Source organism: Nonomuraea bangladeshensis, from assembly GCF_039529455.1.
Lineage (GTDB): Bacteria > Actinomycetota > Actinomycetes > Streptosporangiales > Streptosporangiaceae > Nonomuraea > Nonomuraea bangladeshensis.
The window spans coordinates 376,302-392,839 of sequence record NZ_BAAAMV010000003.1 but is presented as its reverse complement, the minus strand read 5'-3'; the positions used below and the strand labels follow the sequence as shown (position 1 = coordinate 392,839).

Here is a 16,538-nt window from a genome sequence, read left to right as displayed (position 1 = left end):
CGCGAAGGCCGTGGGCTCAGACCCGGGTCCAGCGCTGGTTGCTCCCTCCGGTGCAGGTCCAGATGCGGGCCCTGGTGCCGTTGGCGGTGCCGTTGACGTCCAGGCACTTGTTGGCCCCCACCGCCGTGATGGTGCCGTCGGCGTTGAGCCGCCACTTCTGGTTGTTCTGCCCGTTGCAGTCCCAGATGATCACCGCGGTGCCGTCCGCAGTCCCGGCCCCGTTCACGTCGAGGCACTTGTTGCCGTAGACCCGCAGCTCACTCGCGGCGGTCGACGTCCACCGCTGGTTGTTCTGCCCGTTGCAGTCCCAGATCTGCGCCTGCGCGCCGTTGGCCTGGGAAGCTCCGCTGACGTCCAGGCACCGGCCCGACCCCACGCCTTTGAGCGCGCTTGTACCGTTCGGCGTGCCGGTCAGCTCCTTGACGCGGATGTTGCGGAACGACACCACGTCGCCGGACCCGTGGTTCTGGATGCCGAGGTAGCCCTGCTGGAGCGAGCGGACCGGATCGGTGTTGGTGAAGTCGTTGATCCTGGTGCCGTTCAGGAACACCTGCAGCCGCTCGCCCTCCACCAGCAGCTCATAGGTGTTCCACTGCCCCGGCGGGTTGAGCGCGGCGTCGCGGGCGGCGGTGTCGGCCGCCTTGAACCCGTAGATCGCCCCGGTCGTCTTGTCCGGGGTGTCGGTCGCGTCGATCTGCACCTCATATCCGGTGTCGAGCGCCGCTTGGGGGTCGCTGGTGGCCGGGAACCCGACGATGACGCCGGAGTTGGAGTCGCCGGTCAGCTTCCAGTCGAGCTTGACGGAGTAGGAGCGGAACTCCTTGGCGTTGTACCACAGCATGCCCATGCCGCCCTGGGAGGTCAGCGTGGCGTCGCTGTTGGCGAACGATCCCGGCCCGGCCTGCGACCAGCCCGTCGTCGAGCCGTTGTACAAGGTCGTGTAGCCGGTCTCCGGACGGCAGTCGGCGTTGGTGGCCTTGGCCGTGTACCTGATCCCGCCGAGCAGCAGCGCGCGGAAGTTCGGATCGGCGTACGACTCCTGGGTGTGCCCCAGGCCGGTGTAGAACGCCCGGCCGGAGGACTGCGGGTGGCACCAGGTGATCGGGTGGTCGCCCATGCCGCCGCCGCTGTAGCTGCCCTCGTCCAGGCTCTGCAGCACCCGGACGTTGGGGCGGGGGTTGGTGCGGTAGTTGTACCACTCGTCGGTACGTGACCAGGTCGCCCCCAGGTGAGCGGTCGCGGCGTGCGCCCGGTCCTCGGTGCGTACGGTGGCCTGCTGGATCGCCGGATGGCTGTTGAACCAGGCCCCCATCAGCTGCCCGTAGTAGGGCCAGTTGTACTCGGTGTCGGCGGCCGCGTGCACCCCGACGTAGCCGCCCCCGCCGTCCACGTACGTCTGGAAGGCGGCCTGCTGGTTGTCGTTCAGCACGTCACCGGTGGTGCTGAGGAACACCACCGCCTTGTACTGGGCCAGGTTGGCCGTGGTGAAGGCGCCCGAGTCCTCGGTGGCGTCGACGGCGAAGTCGTTGGCGGTCCCCAGCTCGCGGATGGCCTGGATCCCGCTGGGGATCGAGTCGTGCCGGAACCCGGCCGTCTTCGAGAACACCAGCACCTTGAAGGCGGCGGCCTGGGCGGGCACGGCCGGGATCACCGTCGAGGCGACGGTGATCGCCGCCGCCGTCACTGCGAGACGTCGCAGCACGGATGTCTTTCTGTCGCTCGGCATGGAAGTCCTTTCAGACGCGGGTCCAGCGCTGGTTGGTTCCTCCGGTGCAGGTCCAGATGCGCATCTTGGTGCCGTTGGCGGTGCCGTTGACGTCCAGGCACTTGTTCGCGCCGACCGCGGTGATGGTGCCGTCGGTGTTGAGGCGCCATTTCTGGTTGTTCTGGCCGTTGCAGTCCCAGATGATCACGGCGGTGCCGTCGGCCGTCCCGGCCCCGTTCACGTCGAGGCACTTGTTGCCGTAGACCCGCAGCTCAGTCGCGGCGGTCGACGTCCACTGCTGGTTGGACTGCCCGTTGCAGTCCCAGATCTGCGCCTGCGCGCCGTTGGCCTGCGAGGCTCCGTTGACGTCCAGGCACCGCCCCGACGCCACCCCCTTGAACGCGGTCGTGCTCCCCGACGGGGTGCCGGTGTCGAGAGTGAAGGCGTCCACGTCGAACAGGTAGCCCTGTCCGGTCGGGCCGCGGAAGACCAGATAGAGCGTCGTCGTGCCGGCCGGGGCGCCGCTGAGGTTCGCCGAGACGTCGGCGAAGGTGTCCCAGCTGCCGGTGCTCGCCACGTTCACCGTTCCCAGCAGCGTGCCCGTCGCCGAGCCGGCCCGCACCTCGATCCGGCCGCCCGCGCCGGCCGAGGACACCCGGGCGGTGATCCTCGTCGCGTTGCCCAGGTGGTACGGCTGGAAGGAGATCCAGTCGCCGTCGTCGGTGAAGCCCACCGTCTTGCCGCCTTCCGCGGTGGCGTGGTCGGCCGTCTGGACGCCCTGCTGGGCGCCGAAGTGCTCGGCCTGCCGGTGCCGCGGCTGGAGCGTACGGTCGCTGGTGGAGGTCAGGCCGCCCCTGTCGGTGTAGGAGGCCTCGAAAACGCCGTAGATGTTGGCCGCGGCGTCATGCTCGCCGTCCAAGGGCACCGCGATGGAGCCCGAGCAGCCGGTCTGCGAGGTGATCTTGTGGCGGTGGCTGTCGTGGCCGAGGAGGTAGGAGACCGTGACCCCGGCGCAGTCGATCGTGCCGTCCTCCGGGTCGCTGACGGTGACCTGGAAGGGCACGGTGTCGCCGAAGGAGAACAGCTGACCGTCGGCAGGGGCGGTGAGGGTGACCGTCGGCGCGGTGTTGCCGACGTTCACGATCACGCTCGCCGTGCCGGTGAGACCCTGCGGGTCCCGGACCGTGAGCGTCACCGCGTAGGCGCCATTGGTGGTGTAGGTCTTGCTCGGGTTCGCGGCCGTGGAGGTGGTGCCGTCGCCGAAGTTCCACGAGTACGTCAGCGCGCCGCCCTCCGGGTCGGAGCTGCCCGCCGAGGAGAAGGCCACCGTCAGCGGGGCGGGCCCCGACGTCCTGTCGGCGGACGCCCTGGCGATCGGATTGCGGTTGGCGCTGCCGATGTACTCGATCCGGTACAGCGCCTGGTTGTTGCTCCCGGTGCCGTAGTCGAGGACGTACAGGGCCCCGTCAGGGCCGAAGGCCATGTCCATCACCTGCGTCCCCGACCAGGGGAACGCCGAGATCTCCCCGTAGCCGCCGTCCGACTTGACCTCGATCGCCTTGATCCAGCGGCGGCCGTACTCGCCGGCGAAGAAGCGCCCGTCGAGCACCTGGGGGAACTTGACGGCCGAGTTCAGGCCGGCGTCGTAACGGTAGACCGGGCCGCCCATCGGCGACTCCGACCCGGAGCCGAACTCCGGCGGGCTGCCGGCGTCGCCCGCGTACCGGATCCACGCCGGCTTCGCCGCGGGCAGCGTGGTCAGGCCGGTGTTACGGAAGGAGTTGTTGGTCGGGCCGCCCGCGCAGTTGTACTTCGGACCGGTGCTGTTGGTGGCGAAGTTCCATTCGTTGTAGGTCTCGCTGGTGGTGTTCGTGCCCGTGCAGTACGGCCATCCGTAGTTGCCGGGACCGGTGATGCGGTTGAACTCCACCTGCCCGCTCGGCCCTCTGCTCGAGTTGGTCACCCCGGCGTCCGGCCCGTAGTCGCCGAGGTAGACGATGCCGGTCGCCTTGTCCACGCTCATCCGGAACGGGTTGCGGAAGCCCATCGCGTAGATCTCCGGCCGGGTCTTCGCCGTCCCCGGCGGGAACAGGTTGCCGCTGGGGATCGTGTAGGTGCCGTCGGGCTGCGGCTTGATGCGCAGGAGCTTGCCGCGCAGGTCGTTGGTGTTGCCGGCCGAGCGCTGGGCGTCGAACTGCGGGTTGCGGTCGGTCCGCTCGTCCAGCGGGGAGTAGCCGCTCGACTCGAAGGGATTGGTGTCGTCGCCGGTGGTCAGGTAGAGGTTGCCGGCGGCGTCGAAGTCGATGTCCCCGCCCACGTGACAGCACTGGCCGCGGTCGTTCTGGACCCGCAGGACCACCTTCTCGCTGGCAAGGTCGAGGGTGTCGTCCGACTTGAGGGTGAACCGCGACAGGTGCAGCTCGCCCTTCCACTGGTCGAACTGCGCCTGCGTGCCGGTGCTCGGCGCGTCACCGTTCGGGGTGCTCAGGCGCGGCGAGTAGTAGAGCCATAAGTACCGGTTGGACGCGAAGCCGGGGTCCACCGCCACACCCTGCAGGCCCTCCTCGTCGTGACTGTAGACGTCGAGCTTGCCGGCCACCTTCGTGGTGCCGTTGACATCGGTGACGCGTACCGTGCCGTCGCGCGCGGTGTGCACCACCGAACGGTTCGGCATCACGGCCAGCGACATGGCCTCGCCCAGCTCGGCGCCCCCCGACGCGAGAGACACCTGCTGATAGTCGGAGGCCGGGATGACGAGGGCGTTGGCAGGAGGGGCGTCGAGCGCGAGTGTTCCGGAAGTGACCAGCGCCACCGTGGTCAACAAAGTGAGCCATGGACGTCGGGACATGACTGTTCCTCCACTGTCGGATCTAGGCACGGGCCCACTTCTGGTTGGTGCCGCCGGTGCAGGTCCAGATCTGCACCCTGGTGCCGTTGGCGGTGCCGTTCCCGGACACGTCCAGGCACTTGTTCGCGCCGATCGCGGTGATGGTGCCGTCGGTGTTGAGGCGCCATTTCTGGTTGTTCTGGCCGTTGCAGTCCCAGATGATCACGCTGGTGCCGTCGGCCGTGCCGGCCCCGTTCACGTCGAGGCACTTGTTGCCGTAGACCCGCAGCTCAGTCGCGGCGGTCGACGTCCACTGCTGGTTGGACTGCCCGTTGCAGTCCCAGATCAGCACCTGCGCGCCGTTGGCCTGCGAGGCTCCGTTGACGTCCAGGCACCGGCCCGACCCCGCGCCCTTGAACGCCCCCGTGTTCCCCGACGGCTGGCCCCCGGGGCCGGCGGACGCCATCACGGCCTGGGCTCCCGCGGGCCAGGCGCCGTTGGCGACGGTGACGTTGTTGTTCACCACGTTGCCGCGGTCGCCGTTGGTCACGTTGGTGCTGCCGTTGGTGGACCAGTTGCCGGTGACGGTGAAGTTCCCCATGTTCTCGCCGCCCCAGTAGTTGGCGGTGGCCCAGGTCCCGGTGTTCGAGAGCACGTTGCCGGTGACGGTGTAGTACTTGGAGCCCTCGTCGAAGTAGATCCCGAACCAGCCGTTGGTGCGCAGGCAGTGGTTGCCGCTGATCACCGCGTTCGGGTTCCACGACAGCGTGTAGATGCAGCCGCCGTCGGTCATCTGCTGCATGACGTCGTGCACGTAGTTGCCGACGAGCTTGTTGCCGGACGCGGTGGTGGGGGTGGTGTAGCGCGGCTGGTAGTTGTACAGGCCGCGGTTGGCGTACTGGTTGCTGCCGCCCGGCTCGTTGGCGCCCCAGCCGTACCCGATCGACATGCCGGTGTAGGGCAGGTTGTAGACCTCGTTGTGCGACACGTCGGTGTTGGTGACATAGGTGGTCAGGACCGAGACGATGCCCCGGTAGTCCAGGCCGAGGTCGTGGATGCGGTTGTTGCTGATGGTGATGTTCCGGTTGACCATCCGCTGGTCGCTGGGGTGGTGCGCGTCGGCGCGCACGCCGCCGACCACGACGCCGCCGGCCGAGCTCTGGGCGATCTCGGATCGGGTGACCGTGATGTCGGCGGCGCCCAGGCCGACGCCGCTGGCGTGCGCGTTGGCGTCGTTGCCGATGCCCACGGCGGTCTGGCCGAGGTTGACGAACCGGGAGTCGGTGAAGGTGACGTTGTTGGCCGCGGACACCTGCACGGCCGCCGGCATCTGCTGCCAGTGCGGCCGGGCGGCCTCGAACTGCTGGCAGCCCTCCTGGCAGGAGGTCAGCCTGTCGGCGGGCCAGTTCCAGGTGCCCGCGATGTAGGCGCCGGTCTGCTGGTCCGCGTAGCCCTGGTTGCCGCTGGGTCCGAGCCAGGTCGTGCCGGTGAACGTGATCCCGCTGAAGGTGATGTGGTGCGCGGGCGCGTCGTAGGTGCCTCCGACGTTCACCAGGGACTGGAGAAGCGGCAGCTCGACGTTGACGCTGCTCATGTTCTGCCCGGCGGCCGGGATGTAATAGAGGACGCCGGTGCGGGGGTTGATGTACCACTCCCCCGGCGCGTCCAGGAACTCGTAGGCGTTCTCGAGGTACAGCGGGCCCGCCCGGTGCGGCTGGGTGAAGGTGTCGTACCCGAAGGTGTTGTTGTTCCAGCCGGGCTGCTGCATCGTGATGAAGTTCCCGCTGATGCTCTGCACCGTCACGTAGCGGTCCGTGAACGAGCCGACGCTCTCCATCTCGACCCGGTTCTGGTCGGCGAGGTTGTTCAGGTAGCTCAGGGCGCTGTTGCCGAACCTCAGCCCGGTGGTGGTGGCGGTGAAGTCGGACCGGTTCACGGTCGTGCGTGCCCGCGTGGCGAGGGCGCCGTTGACGTACAGCTGCCGGGTGTCGATCCCGGTGCCGACATTGGCACGCCAGATGTTCTTCCCCGAGTCGGCCACGGTCCATCCGGTGACCGCCCTGGCTCCGCTGATGACGGGGTGGGCGCCCGCCGCGGCCCGCCAGGTGACGGTGTAGCCGTTGTTCCCCGAATCGGCGGCGGTCAGCCGGAGCGGCGCGGAGAGCCGGTACACCCCGTCGGCCAGTTCGACGACGATGTCCCCGGACATGGCGCCGTTCAGCGAACGTACCGCCGTCTGCGCCGCGGAGACCGAGCACGGCTGGGCGGACGTGCAGGCGGTGCCGGCGCCGGTGGGTGACGCGTAGAGGGTCGTGGTGGCCGCGAGGGCCGGGGTGGCGGGGGCGACGAGGGTGAACGCCGCGGCCAGCGCCGCGACGATGCCGATCAGGAACGGTCTCAGCGCCGTGACGGGCGAAGATGACTGCACAGTGTGGTTCCTTCGGGGGGTGCGGGTGTGGCCGGGTCACGCCCTGCTCAGGCAGGTGACGCCCTTCCGAGGGCCTTCGCCTCCCATTACGTTGTGAGTCTTGAGACCCGTCAAGACCTTAAGCCCGCTTATTTCACCCTTTGCACATTGAGCAGTCGGCTGCGGTTAGCCGATTTGGGCTATCCACCAGCGAGAACTCTCGCACTGCGCACGTCGGCGCCGATCGCCCTCGCATGAACCGTTCAGATGAGTCCTACTCATCGGTCCCGCCTCCGAGCCTGGGAGGGCGACCTCATCAGCCATACTTTGTAGGTACGGCGAGGAGGAAGCACAGTGACCGACACCCCCCACGAGAGCGCATACCGGCCGGGTTACGAGGTGGCGGCCGAGCAGGTACTCGAACTGATCGTCCGGCTCGGCCTGCGTCCGGGCGACCGCATGCCGACCGAGAACGAGCTGGCCCGGCAACTGGGCACCAGCCGCACGGTGGTGCGCGAGGCGGTGAAGATCCTCTCCGCGCTCGGCCGGGTACGCGCCCAGAAGGGCCGCGGCCTGTACGTCGCCGACGGCGAGGGGATGTTCGGCACCGGGCGCTGGGCCTCCTTCTTCCTCCCGACCGACCTCGACCACGTCTACATGCTCTTCGAGTTCCGCCGGGCACAGGAGATGGAGACCAGCAGACTGGCCGCCCGCCGCGCCACGCCCGCGGAGCTGAGGGCCATCGAGGAGGCGGCCGGTGTGTGCCGCCACGGCTTCGAGACCGGGCAGGAAGACCTGTTCAACAAGGGCGACAACAGCTTCCACAACGCCATCGCCACGGCCTCGCACAACATGTTCCTCCAGGTGGCGGTGCGGGAGGCCCGCAGGCTGCAGGCGCAGTCCAACCTCATCGGGCTGAGCGGCTCGGTGGGCGGGCACGCCGCCAAGGCCGTCGAGGAGCACGACGCCATCTACCAGGCCATCCACGCCGGCGACCCGGAAGCGGCCGCCCAGGCCGCGGCCACGCACATCGACAACACCCTCGACGACTACCGCAGAGAGATCCAGCAGCGCCTCTTCTCGTCCCACGAATGAACGTTTCATGGAGCCAGGCCACCGGCGTCACCGATGAGCGTGCTTCCGGCAGGCCGCCGGACAGGAGGGAGTCTTGACAGCCGGTCCGCCCGTCATATGTGCTTCGCCGGACACCGCGGCTGTCTCCGTCTCGCCCTGTCTCCAAGGAGTACGACATGCGGCCTTCAACCGTTCCCTTATCGGGCTCCCGGGCGGCCGTCCTCGCGGCTGTGGTGGCGGCGCTGGCGACCCTCCTGGCCACGACCCTGACCTGGTCGACGCCGGCCTCGGCGGCGACCACGCCGCTGGTGGGCGCGGGGTCGGGCCGGTGCCTGGACGTCAACGGAGCCTCACAGGCCAACGGCGCGCAGGTGCAGATCTGGGACTGCAACGGCCAGTCCAACCAGCAGTGGACCTCCACCGGCTCGGGTGAGCTGCGGGTCTACGGCGGCAAGTGCCTCGACGTGAACGGCGCCGGCACGGCCGACGGCACCGCCGTGATCATCTGGGACTGCAACGGCCAGAACAACCAGAAATGGCGCCTCAACACCGACGGCACCATCACCGCGATCGGCGCCAACAAGTGCCTGGACGTGTCCGCGTCCGGCACCGCCAACGGCACCAAGGTGCAGATCTGGGCCTGCCACGGCGGCGCCAACCAGAAGTGGACCACCGGAGCCGGGCCCACCCCGCCGCCGCCCGGCGGGCGCCCGTGCGACATCTACGCCTCCGGCGGCACGCCGTGCGTGGCCGCGCACAGCACGACCCGGGCGCTCTACGGCTCGTACAACGGCAACCTCTACCAGGTCAGGCGCTCCTCCGACAGCACGACCAGGAACATCGGCGTGCTGACCGCGGGCGGCGTCGCCGACGCCGCGGCCCAGGACTCGTTCTGCGCCGGTACCACGTGCGTCGTGACCGTCGTGTACGACCAGTCCGGGCGGGGCAACGACCTGTGGTACCAGGGCTCCAGCATGGTCCCCGGCTCCCCGCAGAGCAGGCCCGCGGTCGCGACCAGCGAGTCGCTCACCGTCGGCGGCGGCAAGGCGTACTCGCTCTACATCAATCCCGGCAACAGCTACTGGCGGGACGGCCACCTGACCGGCGTGCCCACCGGCAGCGCGCCCGAGGGCATGTACATGGTCACCAGCGGCACCCACGTCAACGGCGGCTGCTGCTTCGACTACGGCAACAGCGAGACGACCAGGAAGGCCGACGCCGCCGGCGCCATGGACGCCATCAACTTCAGCGTCCAGTGCTGGTTCGGCGGCTGCCAGGGAGGCGGCCCCTGGGTCCAGGCCGACCTCGAATGGGGGCTCTACCCCGGCGGCAGCCAGTCCTGGAACCCCAACCAGCGGACCTTCCCGCACAAGTTCGTCACCGCCACGCTGAAGAACAACGGCACCAGCCGGTTCGCCATCAAGGGCAGCAACGCGCAGTCCGGCAGCCTCTACACCCTGTACGACGGGCCGCTCCCCAACGGATACAGCCCGATGAAGAAGCAAGGGGCCATCATCCTGGGCAGCGGCGGCGACTGCTGCAAGCCCGACGGCGGCGCCAACCTCAGCGCCGGAACCTTCTACGAAGGAGCCATGGTGGCCGGCTATCCCACCGACGCCACCGAGAACGCCGTCCAGGCCGACATCGTCGCCGCCGGCTACCGCTGAGTCGCCTGACGCCAGGTCTGATCGACGCCGTCCGCGACCGCCAGCAGCCGTCGCCCGGCGTGCTCCGGCCGGATGTGGGGGCCCTGCTCGGCCCTCGCGTCCGGCCGGCGGGTGGAGGCGTTGATCGCGTACTCGTCGATCGTGATGCCGAGGCCCGGCGCGTCCCCGAGGATGAACGCGCCGTCCTCGATGTGCAGGTCGAGCGACAGTCCGAGCGGCGGGTGCAGGTCCTGCAACTCGCTGGCCAGGTGGTTCGGCACCGACGTCGCGGCGTGCAGCAGCGCGACCGGCATGTTCCCGATCGGGCTGACCGGCAGGTCATGGGCATGCGCCAGCGCGGACACCCGGAGGAAGTGGGTCACCCCCCAGACCACGGCCGTCTGGACGATGTCGACGGCCCCCGCGGCCAGCAGCGGGCGGAACTGCTCGAGTCCGGTGAGGTTCTCCCCCGTGGCGACGGAGGCGCGGATCCCGCGGCCGACCACGGCCAGACCTTCGGCGTCCCACCGCCGGACCGGCTCTTCGATCCACGTGAGATCGAGGCTGCGTTCGAGCTCGCAGACGTGCCGGACCGCCTGCTTGCGGGTCCATGCCTCGTTCACGTCGAGCATCAGGCCCGGCCGCGATCCGTGCCCGGCCTCGGTCAGGACGTCCCGTACCAGGGTCAGGCGGTGCCGGTCGCGTTCGATGTCGAGGCCGCCCTTGAGCTTGGCCGCGCGCAGACCGTGCTGGGCGTAGACCTGGTAGACCGAGACGAGCTCGTCGTCGGTCAGGCCGATGTCGATGCCCGAGGCGTAGGCGGGCACCCGCCGGTCGCGTCCGCCCAGCAGCCGCCAGAGCGGCTCACCGGCCGCCTGGGCCTTGATGTCCCACAGGGCGGTGTCGAGCGCGCCGATCGTGCCGAACACCGCGCCGGCGTGGCCGGCCTTGAAGGTCTGCCGCAGCATGCGGTCGTAGAGCGCCGTCACGCCGCGCGGGTCCTCGCCCTCGATCGCGGCGAACACGGCGTCGATCTCCACGTGCGGCCCGAGGCCGATGCCGGTGATCCCCTCGTCGGTCTCCACCATGACGAGCGGCACCGGGACGACGCCGTCGGCGAAGACACCGTTGGCGTCGCCGACGGGACGGCCCCATTCCTGGACCGTCGTCGTGGTCCGATACCCCGTGATCCGCATGTCAGCCCTTCGTGGAACCGGCCGTGACGCCGTCGGCGATCTGGCGCTGGAGGAACAGATAGATCATCAGTACGGGTACGGCGGCGATCAGGACTCCCGAGGCGAAGGCGGGGACGTCGTCGGAATACTGTCCGCGCAGCGCGTTGACCCCGATCATGAGAGTGCGATGCTCGGGCGACGGCATCATGAGCAGGGAGATCAGCACGTCGTTCCAGCAGAACAAGGCGTCGAGAATGCCGACCGACAGCAGGGCGGGAACGCCCAGCGGAAGCATGATCCGCCGGTACACCCCGTACACCGTGTTCCCGTCGATCCTGGCCGCGTCGACGATCTCCGCGGGAATGGTCCTGTAGTGGCTGGTCATCAGGAAGACGGTGAAGGGCAGGAACTGCGCGACGTAGGCCAGGATCAGTCCCGGATAGGTGTCGATGAGCCCGCCGTCGGCCATGATCCTGGTCAGCGGCACCATGATCACCTGGAACGGGACGAACAGTCCCGCGAGACAGCCCAGGAAGATCACCGAAGAGCCGCGGAACCGCAGCCGGCTCAGCGCGAAACCCGCCATCGACCCGAACAGCAGCAGCAGGGCCACGGCGAACGCCACGACGATGAACGAGTTGACGAAGTAGCGCGCCATTCCGGCGCCGGCCCACGCCGCGGCGAGGTTGTCCCAGCTCAGGGAGCTCGCCGGGGAGAACCGGTCGAGGACGTAGTCGCGGCGGGTCTTCATCGCGACGTTGGCGGTGAACACGAGTGGATAGATCGTCGCCAGCGCGAGGAGGGCCATGGGGACGGCGGCCACCCACCTGGCCAGACGCCTGCCGGCCATCAGTCCTGCCTCCCCGCGCGGCGGAGCAGCGTGATCTGCAGGAGCCCCACCACGAGCATGACGACGAAGAGAACCGTCGAGGCGGCCGAGGCGAGCGCCGGCTGGTTCATTTGTCCCTGCTGGTGCCAGATGTAGAACTCCGGCAGGTAGGTCGATCCCTCCGGACCTCCGCTGGTCATGACGAAGAGCAGGCCGAACATGGACGTCAGCATCCCGATCATCGTGGTCACGAAGACGAACTGAATGGTGCGGGTCAGGCTCGGGATGATCACGTGCCAGATCGTCTGGCGGAGCGACGCGCCGTCCACGCGGGCGGCGTCCAGCAGCGAGGCGTCCAGGGTGCTGAATCCGGCGAGGAACACCACCAGGGCCATCCCGAACGTCGCCCATATGTGCACGCCGACGACCGTGAACATGGCGAGGCCCGGATCGCCGAGCCAGTCGACGGGGCCGACGCCGACCGTCCCGAGCAAGGCGTTCAGCGGGCCGTCGTACCCGAGCATGAGGTTGAAGATCGCCCCGACGATCACCGGCGAGAGCACGGCCGGGAAGAAGTAGACGCTGCGGTAGACCCGGTGACCCGGCACGCGCAGATAGATGAAGGTCGCGAGCAGACCCGGGATCGCCACCGCCACGGGAAGCAGCAGCACCAGCAGCCCGACGTTGCGCAGCGAGGTGCGGAACAACGGGTCGGCGGCCAGCTCCAGGTAGTTGCTCAGGCCGACAGGCGTTCCGTTGAGCTCGCCGTCGCCGGTGAAGGAGAAGTTGACCCCGAGGACCAGCGGCCACAGCCGCAGCACCACGATGATCAGTACGGCCGGGGCCACCAGGACGTAGGGGGCGAGCCGCTCCGCGCGCCACCGACGGGCGTCCCGGCGGCGTCCCTGGTGCGTGACGGCCGCCGCGCCGGCCCGCCCGGAGCCGGCCGGGCGGACCAACGGCGACGGGCTTCCGATCGGCACGCGGTCAGCCCGCCCGGTCGGAGGCGGCCAGCTGCTCCACGACCTTGTCCACGGTGGTCGAACCGCTCAGGAGCTGCTGGGACAGTCGTCCCATCAGATCCAGGGTCTTGGAGGACAGCGCCACGTGCAGTGCGGGCCTGCCGGTCTTGATCTCGGAGGCGATCGCGGCGACGGCCGGGCCGGCCTGCGCGAAGTCGATCGTCGTGTCGGACGCGATCGCGCCGGCCTTCGAGTAGAACGCCGTCAGGGCGTCGGTCGAGGTCAGGGAGCGCACCAGATCGGCGGCCAGCGCGGGGTCCTTCGTCCACTTGGCGACCGCGTAGCCGATGCCGCCGTCGTACGGAAGGCTCGGGGTGGCTCCGCTGGTGACGACGGGGGCCGGCATGACGCCGATCTTGTCGGGCGGCAGGAACTCGCCGAAATCCTTCCAGTGCCCGACGTCCGACATCAGCCCGATGATGTGCGCGGCCTTGCCGGTCTCGAAGACCCTGAAGATGTCGGTGAACATCGCGGTGGAGTTGGCGCCTTCGTTGTTCAGCCCCTTGTCGCCGGCCTCCTTCCACAGCTCGAAGATCCGCCGCACGTTCGGAGAGGTCCAGTCGCGCTTCCCGGCGATCCAGTCGTCGTACTCCTGAGGCGTCAGGACGCCGGACCCGAGGCCCGACAGGAAGAACTGGATTCCGGCGCCTTCCTTGTTGCCGAGCGCGAAGCAGGTGGCCCCGGTCGCCTTCTTGACGGCGGCGCAGCCGTTGACGAACGCGTCCCAGGTCTTGGGCGGGTCAGCCGGGTCGAGGCCGGCCTTCTCGTAGAGGGTCTTGTTGTAGTAGATCGGGTGCCCCTGCAGGGTCACCGGCGCGGCGTAGATCTTGCCGTCCTTGCTGAAGGCGTCCCAGCCCGCCAGCCGGCTCTTGTCCTCGGCCACGTACGAGTCCAGCGGAAGGAGCGCGTCGACCCGGTCGCGGATCTGTCCTCCCCCGTTGAACAGCATGACGTCGGGCCCCTTGCCGGCCTGGATCGCCGTGCCGAGCAGGGTGTAGTACTGGTCGAACGGCTGGGCGACGAACTCGACGGTGACCCCTGGATGCCGCTTGGCGAAGTCGGCCTTGGCCTTCTCGATGTAGCCGGCCGCGGCCGGTTCACCGGACTTCCAGTCCCAGACCAAGAGCTTCTGCTGCTTCTGCGTCGAGTCCCCGGAGGGTGACGGGGTCCGGGCCGCGCTCCCGCAACCGGCTGAGACCACCGCCATGACCAATAAGGCCGACCACAATGCTCGCTGCTTCATCGCTGCCCGCTTCCCGAGAGGACCGCTGGACCAGGCGCAAACATAATTCGTATGACGTATAACGTCAATAGGGACTGACGTATACTGGCGCGGTGGCGTCGCCACATGCCAGGCCACCGGAGGGATCAATGACGGCATCGCAGGAAGCGCCTGGCGGCGTCCCGGCGTCACCGGCCTGGGTACGACGTCCTGCCAGCCTCGCCAGAGCGGTGACCGCCGAGCTGGTGGAGCGCATCGTCCGCGGGGTGCACCCGCCGGGGACCTCACTGCCCCCCGAACCCGCGCTCTGCGAAGCCTTCTCCGTGAGCCGCACGGTCGTGCGGGAAGCCGTGAAGATCCTCCAGGAGAAGGGGCTGGTGCAGGTCCGCCAGGGCGCCGGCACCATGGTGACCCCGCCGGCGATGTGGGACATGCTCGACGAGCTCGTGCTCGCCGCGACCATCGCCGCGGAAGACAGCCTGGCGATTCTCGACGACCTCGTCGTCACCCGGCGCGTGCTGGAGTCCGACATGGCCAACGTCGCCGCCCGCGTGGCCGGGCCGGACACCGTGGAGCAGCTGCGGGCGCTGGTGGACCGGATGGACGAGCTCGTGGACGACCCGATGACGTACGCCGACAGCGACCGCGCCTTCCACGACACGATCATGCAGGCGTCGGGGAACCGCATCGCCCGTGGCGTCGTACGCGCGCTGGAAAGCCAGGTCGTCAGCACCGCCCGCTACCTGGGCCGGACCGAGCGGGCGCTCTGCGTGGCGTCGAACCTCGGCCACCGCCGCATCTACGAACGCATCGCCGCCCACGATCCCGCGGGCGCCGCCGAGGCGATGTTCAACCACATCACCGAGGCCTGGATCGTGCGCCGCAGCGGCCCGGCCGATCCCGTACGGCTGCGGCGTTAGCGCCCGTCCGCGCCCTCGGAACCGACGCGGTCGAGGGCGGTGAAAGTTTCACCGCGGCCCGTCAGCGTTGGCCGCGGCCGCTTCTCCTGGTCAGACGCCGCAGCGACGGGGGCGCCTCGCGCGCAGGCCCTCGACGTCGAGCAGGCCGGGTCTTGACAGGTCTTGTCACGGTCATATTTGCTCCGCTGCACCATCGCCTCCAGCCACAGGAAAGAAAGGAGAGCCTCTTACGGCGGCGTTAGGTTAGCGCTAACAAAGGCGGTGGAAATTGCTTCCCCTTTTGCGTTTTTCACCCCCGAGAACGGCAAAGGAATTCGCGTGATGTCGAGGCTCAGGCACCTCTTCACCGCTGTCGCGTCCGCCGTCCTGCTCGTCGCCCTGGCCACGGTGCACGCGGCCCTGGGCGACAGCGCGTCCCAGCGCCCCGCGCAAGAGAGCGCCCTCGCGGGCACCGCGGGATGCGGCAGGACCCCGACGCTGAGAAGCGGTTCGCAGTCGATAACGACCAGCGGGAAAAACCGTAACTTCATCCTGAGAATTCCGGACAACTACAATAACAACACGCCCTACAGGCTTATTTTCGGATTCCACTGGAATGGCGGCACCGCCAACGACGTCGACGGCGGCGGAACCAGCGGATACCCCTGGTCCTATTACGGGCTCAGGGCGTTGTCGAACAACACCGCCATCTTCGTCGCGCCTCAGGGCTTCAACAACGGCTGGGCCAACTCGGGCGGCGAGGACATCACCTTCGTCGACGACATGATCCGGCGCATCGAGGCGGACCTCTGCGTGGACACCTCCCAACGCTTCGCCATGGGCTTCAGCTACGGCGGCGGCATGAGCTACGCGCTCGCGTGCGCCAGGGCGACGGTCTTCCGCGCCGTGGCGGTCTACTCCGGCGGCCAGCTCAGCGGGTGCAGCGGCGGCAACGAGCCCATCGCGTACATCGGACTGCACGGTCTCAGGGATCCGGTGCTCAACATCTCCGCGGGCCGGTCGCTGCGTGACAGGTTCGTCAGGAACAACGGCTGCACCGCACAGAACCCGCCGGAGCCGGCGCAGGGCAGCCTGACGCATGTCGTCACCTACTACTCGGGATGCCGGGCGGGCTATCCGGTCGCCTGGGCGGCGTTCGACGCCGGCCACACCCCCGGTCCCGTGGACGGGAAGCCCGGCGACTTCGAGCCCGGCGAGAACTCCTGGACCCGGCCGGTGGTGTGGAACTTCTTCACGCAGTTCGGAGGCAGCGACCCGAACCCGACACCGACCGTCACGGTCACTCCGCCGACGTCAGGCGCGCTCAAGGGCGCGGCGTCGGGCCGGTGCCTGGACGTCAACGGAGCCTCGCAGGCAAACGGCGCGCAGACGCAGATCTGGGACTGCAACGGCCAGTCCAACCAGCAGTGGACCTCCACCAGCTCGGGTGAGCTGCGGGTCTACGGCGGCAAGTGCCTCGACGTGAACGGCGCCGGAACCGCCGACGGCACCAGCGTGATCATCTGGGACTGCAACGGCCAGAACAACCAGAAATGGCGCCTCAACACCGACGGCACCATCACCGCGGTCGGCGCGAACAAGTGCCTGGACGTGTCCGCGTCCGGCACCGCCAACGGCACCAAGGTGCAGATCTGGGCCTGCCACGGCGGCACCAACCAGAAGTGGGCCCGCGCCTGAGAGGCCGGGACCGCTGACCACGAGCACGCAGGCA

The 16,538-nt window shown here is 68.9% G+C and carries 11 protein-coding genes; 4 read left to right on the top strand and 7 right to left on the bottom strand.

Annotated elements, in window-relative coordinates; all coding sequences use genetic code 11:
* Positions 1-16: 16 nt before the first annotated feature.
* From ABD292_RS10015 to ABD292_RS10005, 3 genes are read right to left on the bottom strand one after another with little or no spacing between them, the layout of a single operon-like run.
* Positions 17-1,702: a ThuA domain-containing protein gene (locus ABD292_RS10015; RefSeq protein ID WP_344206795.1), complete on the bottom strand. Its 1,686-nt coding sequence runs from the start codon at positions 1,700-1,702 to the stop codon at positions 17-19.
* Between the two features lie 34 nt (positions 1,703-1,736).
* Positions 1,737-4,553 (bottom strand): PQQ-dependent sugar dehydrogenase, encoded by a 2,817-nt coding sequence (locus ABD292_RS10010; RefSeq protein WP_344206794.1) that lies wholly within the window; start codon positions 4,551-4,553, stop codon positions 1,737-1,739.
* Positions 4,554-4,575: 22 nt separating this feature from the next.
* Positions 4,576-6,960, bottom strand: coding sequence for an RICIN domain-containing protein (locus ABD292_RS10005; RefSeq protein WP_344206793.1), 2,385 nt, complete (start codon positions 6,958-6,960; stop codon positions 4,576-4,578).
* 333 nt (positions 6,961-7,293) lie between these two features.
* On the opposite strand from ABD292_RS10005, the gene ABD292_RS10000 reads away from it, so the two are divergent.
* Both ABD292_RS10000 and ABD292_RS09995 read left to right on the top strand, forming a co-directional pair.
* Entirely contained in the window at positions 7,294-8,034 is a 741-nt protein-coding gene (locus ABD292_RS10000) for a FadR/GntR family transcriptional regulator (protein WP_344206792.1), read from the top strand.
* 155 nt (positions 8,035-8,189) lie between these two features.
* Positions 8,190-9,680 carry an arabinofuranosidase catalytic domain-containing protein gene (locus ABD292_RS09995; protein WP_344206791.1) on the top strand — a complete coding sequence of 497 codons (1,491 nt, stop codon included), beginning with the start codon at positions 8,190-8,192 and terminating at the stop codon, positions 9,678-9,680.
* On the opposite strand, the gene ABD292_RS09990 is transcribed toward ABD292_RS09995, so the two are convergent.
* Genes ABD292_RS09990 through ABD292_RS09975 form a run of 4 tightly spaced genes read right to left on the bottom strand, consistent with a single transcriptional unit; the run spans position 9,671 to position 13,808 of the window.
* The gene (locus ABD292_RS09990; protein ID WP_344206790.1) at positions 9,671-10,855 is read right to left on the bottom strand and encodes a mandelate racemase/muconate lactonizing enzyme family protein; all 1,185 of its coding nucleotides are present in this window, start codon (positions 10,853-10,855) and stop codon (positions 9,671-9,673) included. The two genes, ABD292_RS09995 and ABD292_RS09990, sit on opposite strands and share 10 nt — an antisense overlap.
* A 1-nt stretch (position 10,856) precedes the next feature.
* Complete coding sequence (locus ABD292_RS09985; protein ID WP_344206789.1) at positions 10,857-11,684, bottom strand: carbohydrate ABC transporter permease; 828 nt, start codon at positions 11,682-11,684, stop codon at positions 10,857-10,859.
* A complete protein-coding gene (locus ABD292_RS09980) occupies positions 11,684-12,646 on the bottom strand; it encodes a carbohydrate ABC transporter permease (RefSeq protein WP_344206787.1) in 963 nt (320 codons plus the stop codon). The genes ABD292_RS09985 and ABD292_RS09980 overlap by 1 nt, the downstream gene beginning before the upstream one ends.
* Positions 12,647-12,650: 4 nt before the next feature.
* Positions 12,651-13,808 (bottom strand): ABC transporter substrate-binding protein, encoded by a 1,158-nt coding sequence (locus ABD292_RS09975; protein WP_344206786.1) that lies wholly within the window; start codon positions 13,806-13,808, stop codon positions 12,651-12,653.
* 329 nt (positions 13,809-14,137) lie between these two features.
* Here ABD292_RS09975 and ABD292_RS09970 point away from each other — a divergent pair, with 329 nt between their 5' ends.
* Both ABD292_RS09970 and ABD292_RS09965 read left to right on the top strand, forming a co-directional pair.
* Positions 14,138-14,827, top strand: a complete 690-nt coding sequence (locus tag ABD292_RS09970) for a FadR/GntR family transcriptional regulator (RefSeq protein WP_344206785.1) — start codon at positions 14,138-14,140, stop codon at positions 14,825-14,827.
* Positions 14,828-15,148: 321 nt separating this feature from the next.
* Positions 15,149-16,504 carry a lectin gene (locus ABD292_RS09965; protein ID WP_344206784.1) on the top strand — a complete coding sequence of 452 codons (1,356 nt, stop codon included), beginning with the start codon at positions 15,149-15,151 and terminating at the stop codon, positions 16,502-16,504.
* Positions 16,505-16,538: the final 34 nt, after the last annotated feature.

What these genes read in the sequence shown, in the direction of transcription:
- ABD292_RS10010 (WP_344206794.1), bottom strand. Translation starts at nt 4,553, where the DNA reads ATGTCCCGACGTCCATGGCTCACTTTGTTGACCACGGTGGCGCTGGTC.
- ABD292_RS09990 (WP_344206790.1), bottom strand. Translation starts at nt 10,855, where the DNA reads ATGCGGATCACGGGGTATCGGACCACGACGACGGTCCAGGAATGGGGC.
- ABD292_RS09995 (WP_344206791.1), top strand. Translation starts at nt 8,190, where the DNA reads ATGCGGCCTTCAACCGTTCCCTTATCGGGCTCCCGGGCGGCCGTCCTC.
- ABD292_RS09965 (WP_344206784.1), top strand. Translation starts at nt 15,149, where the DNA reads ATGTCGAGGCTCAGGCACCTCTTCACCGCTGTCGCGTCCGCCGTCCTG.
- ABD292_RS09985 (WP_344206789.1), bottom strand. Translation starts at nt 11,684, where the DNA reads ATGGCCGGCAGGCGTCTGGCCAGGTGGGTGGCCGCCGTCCCCATGGCC.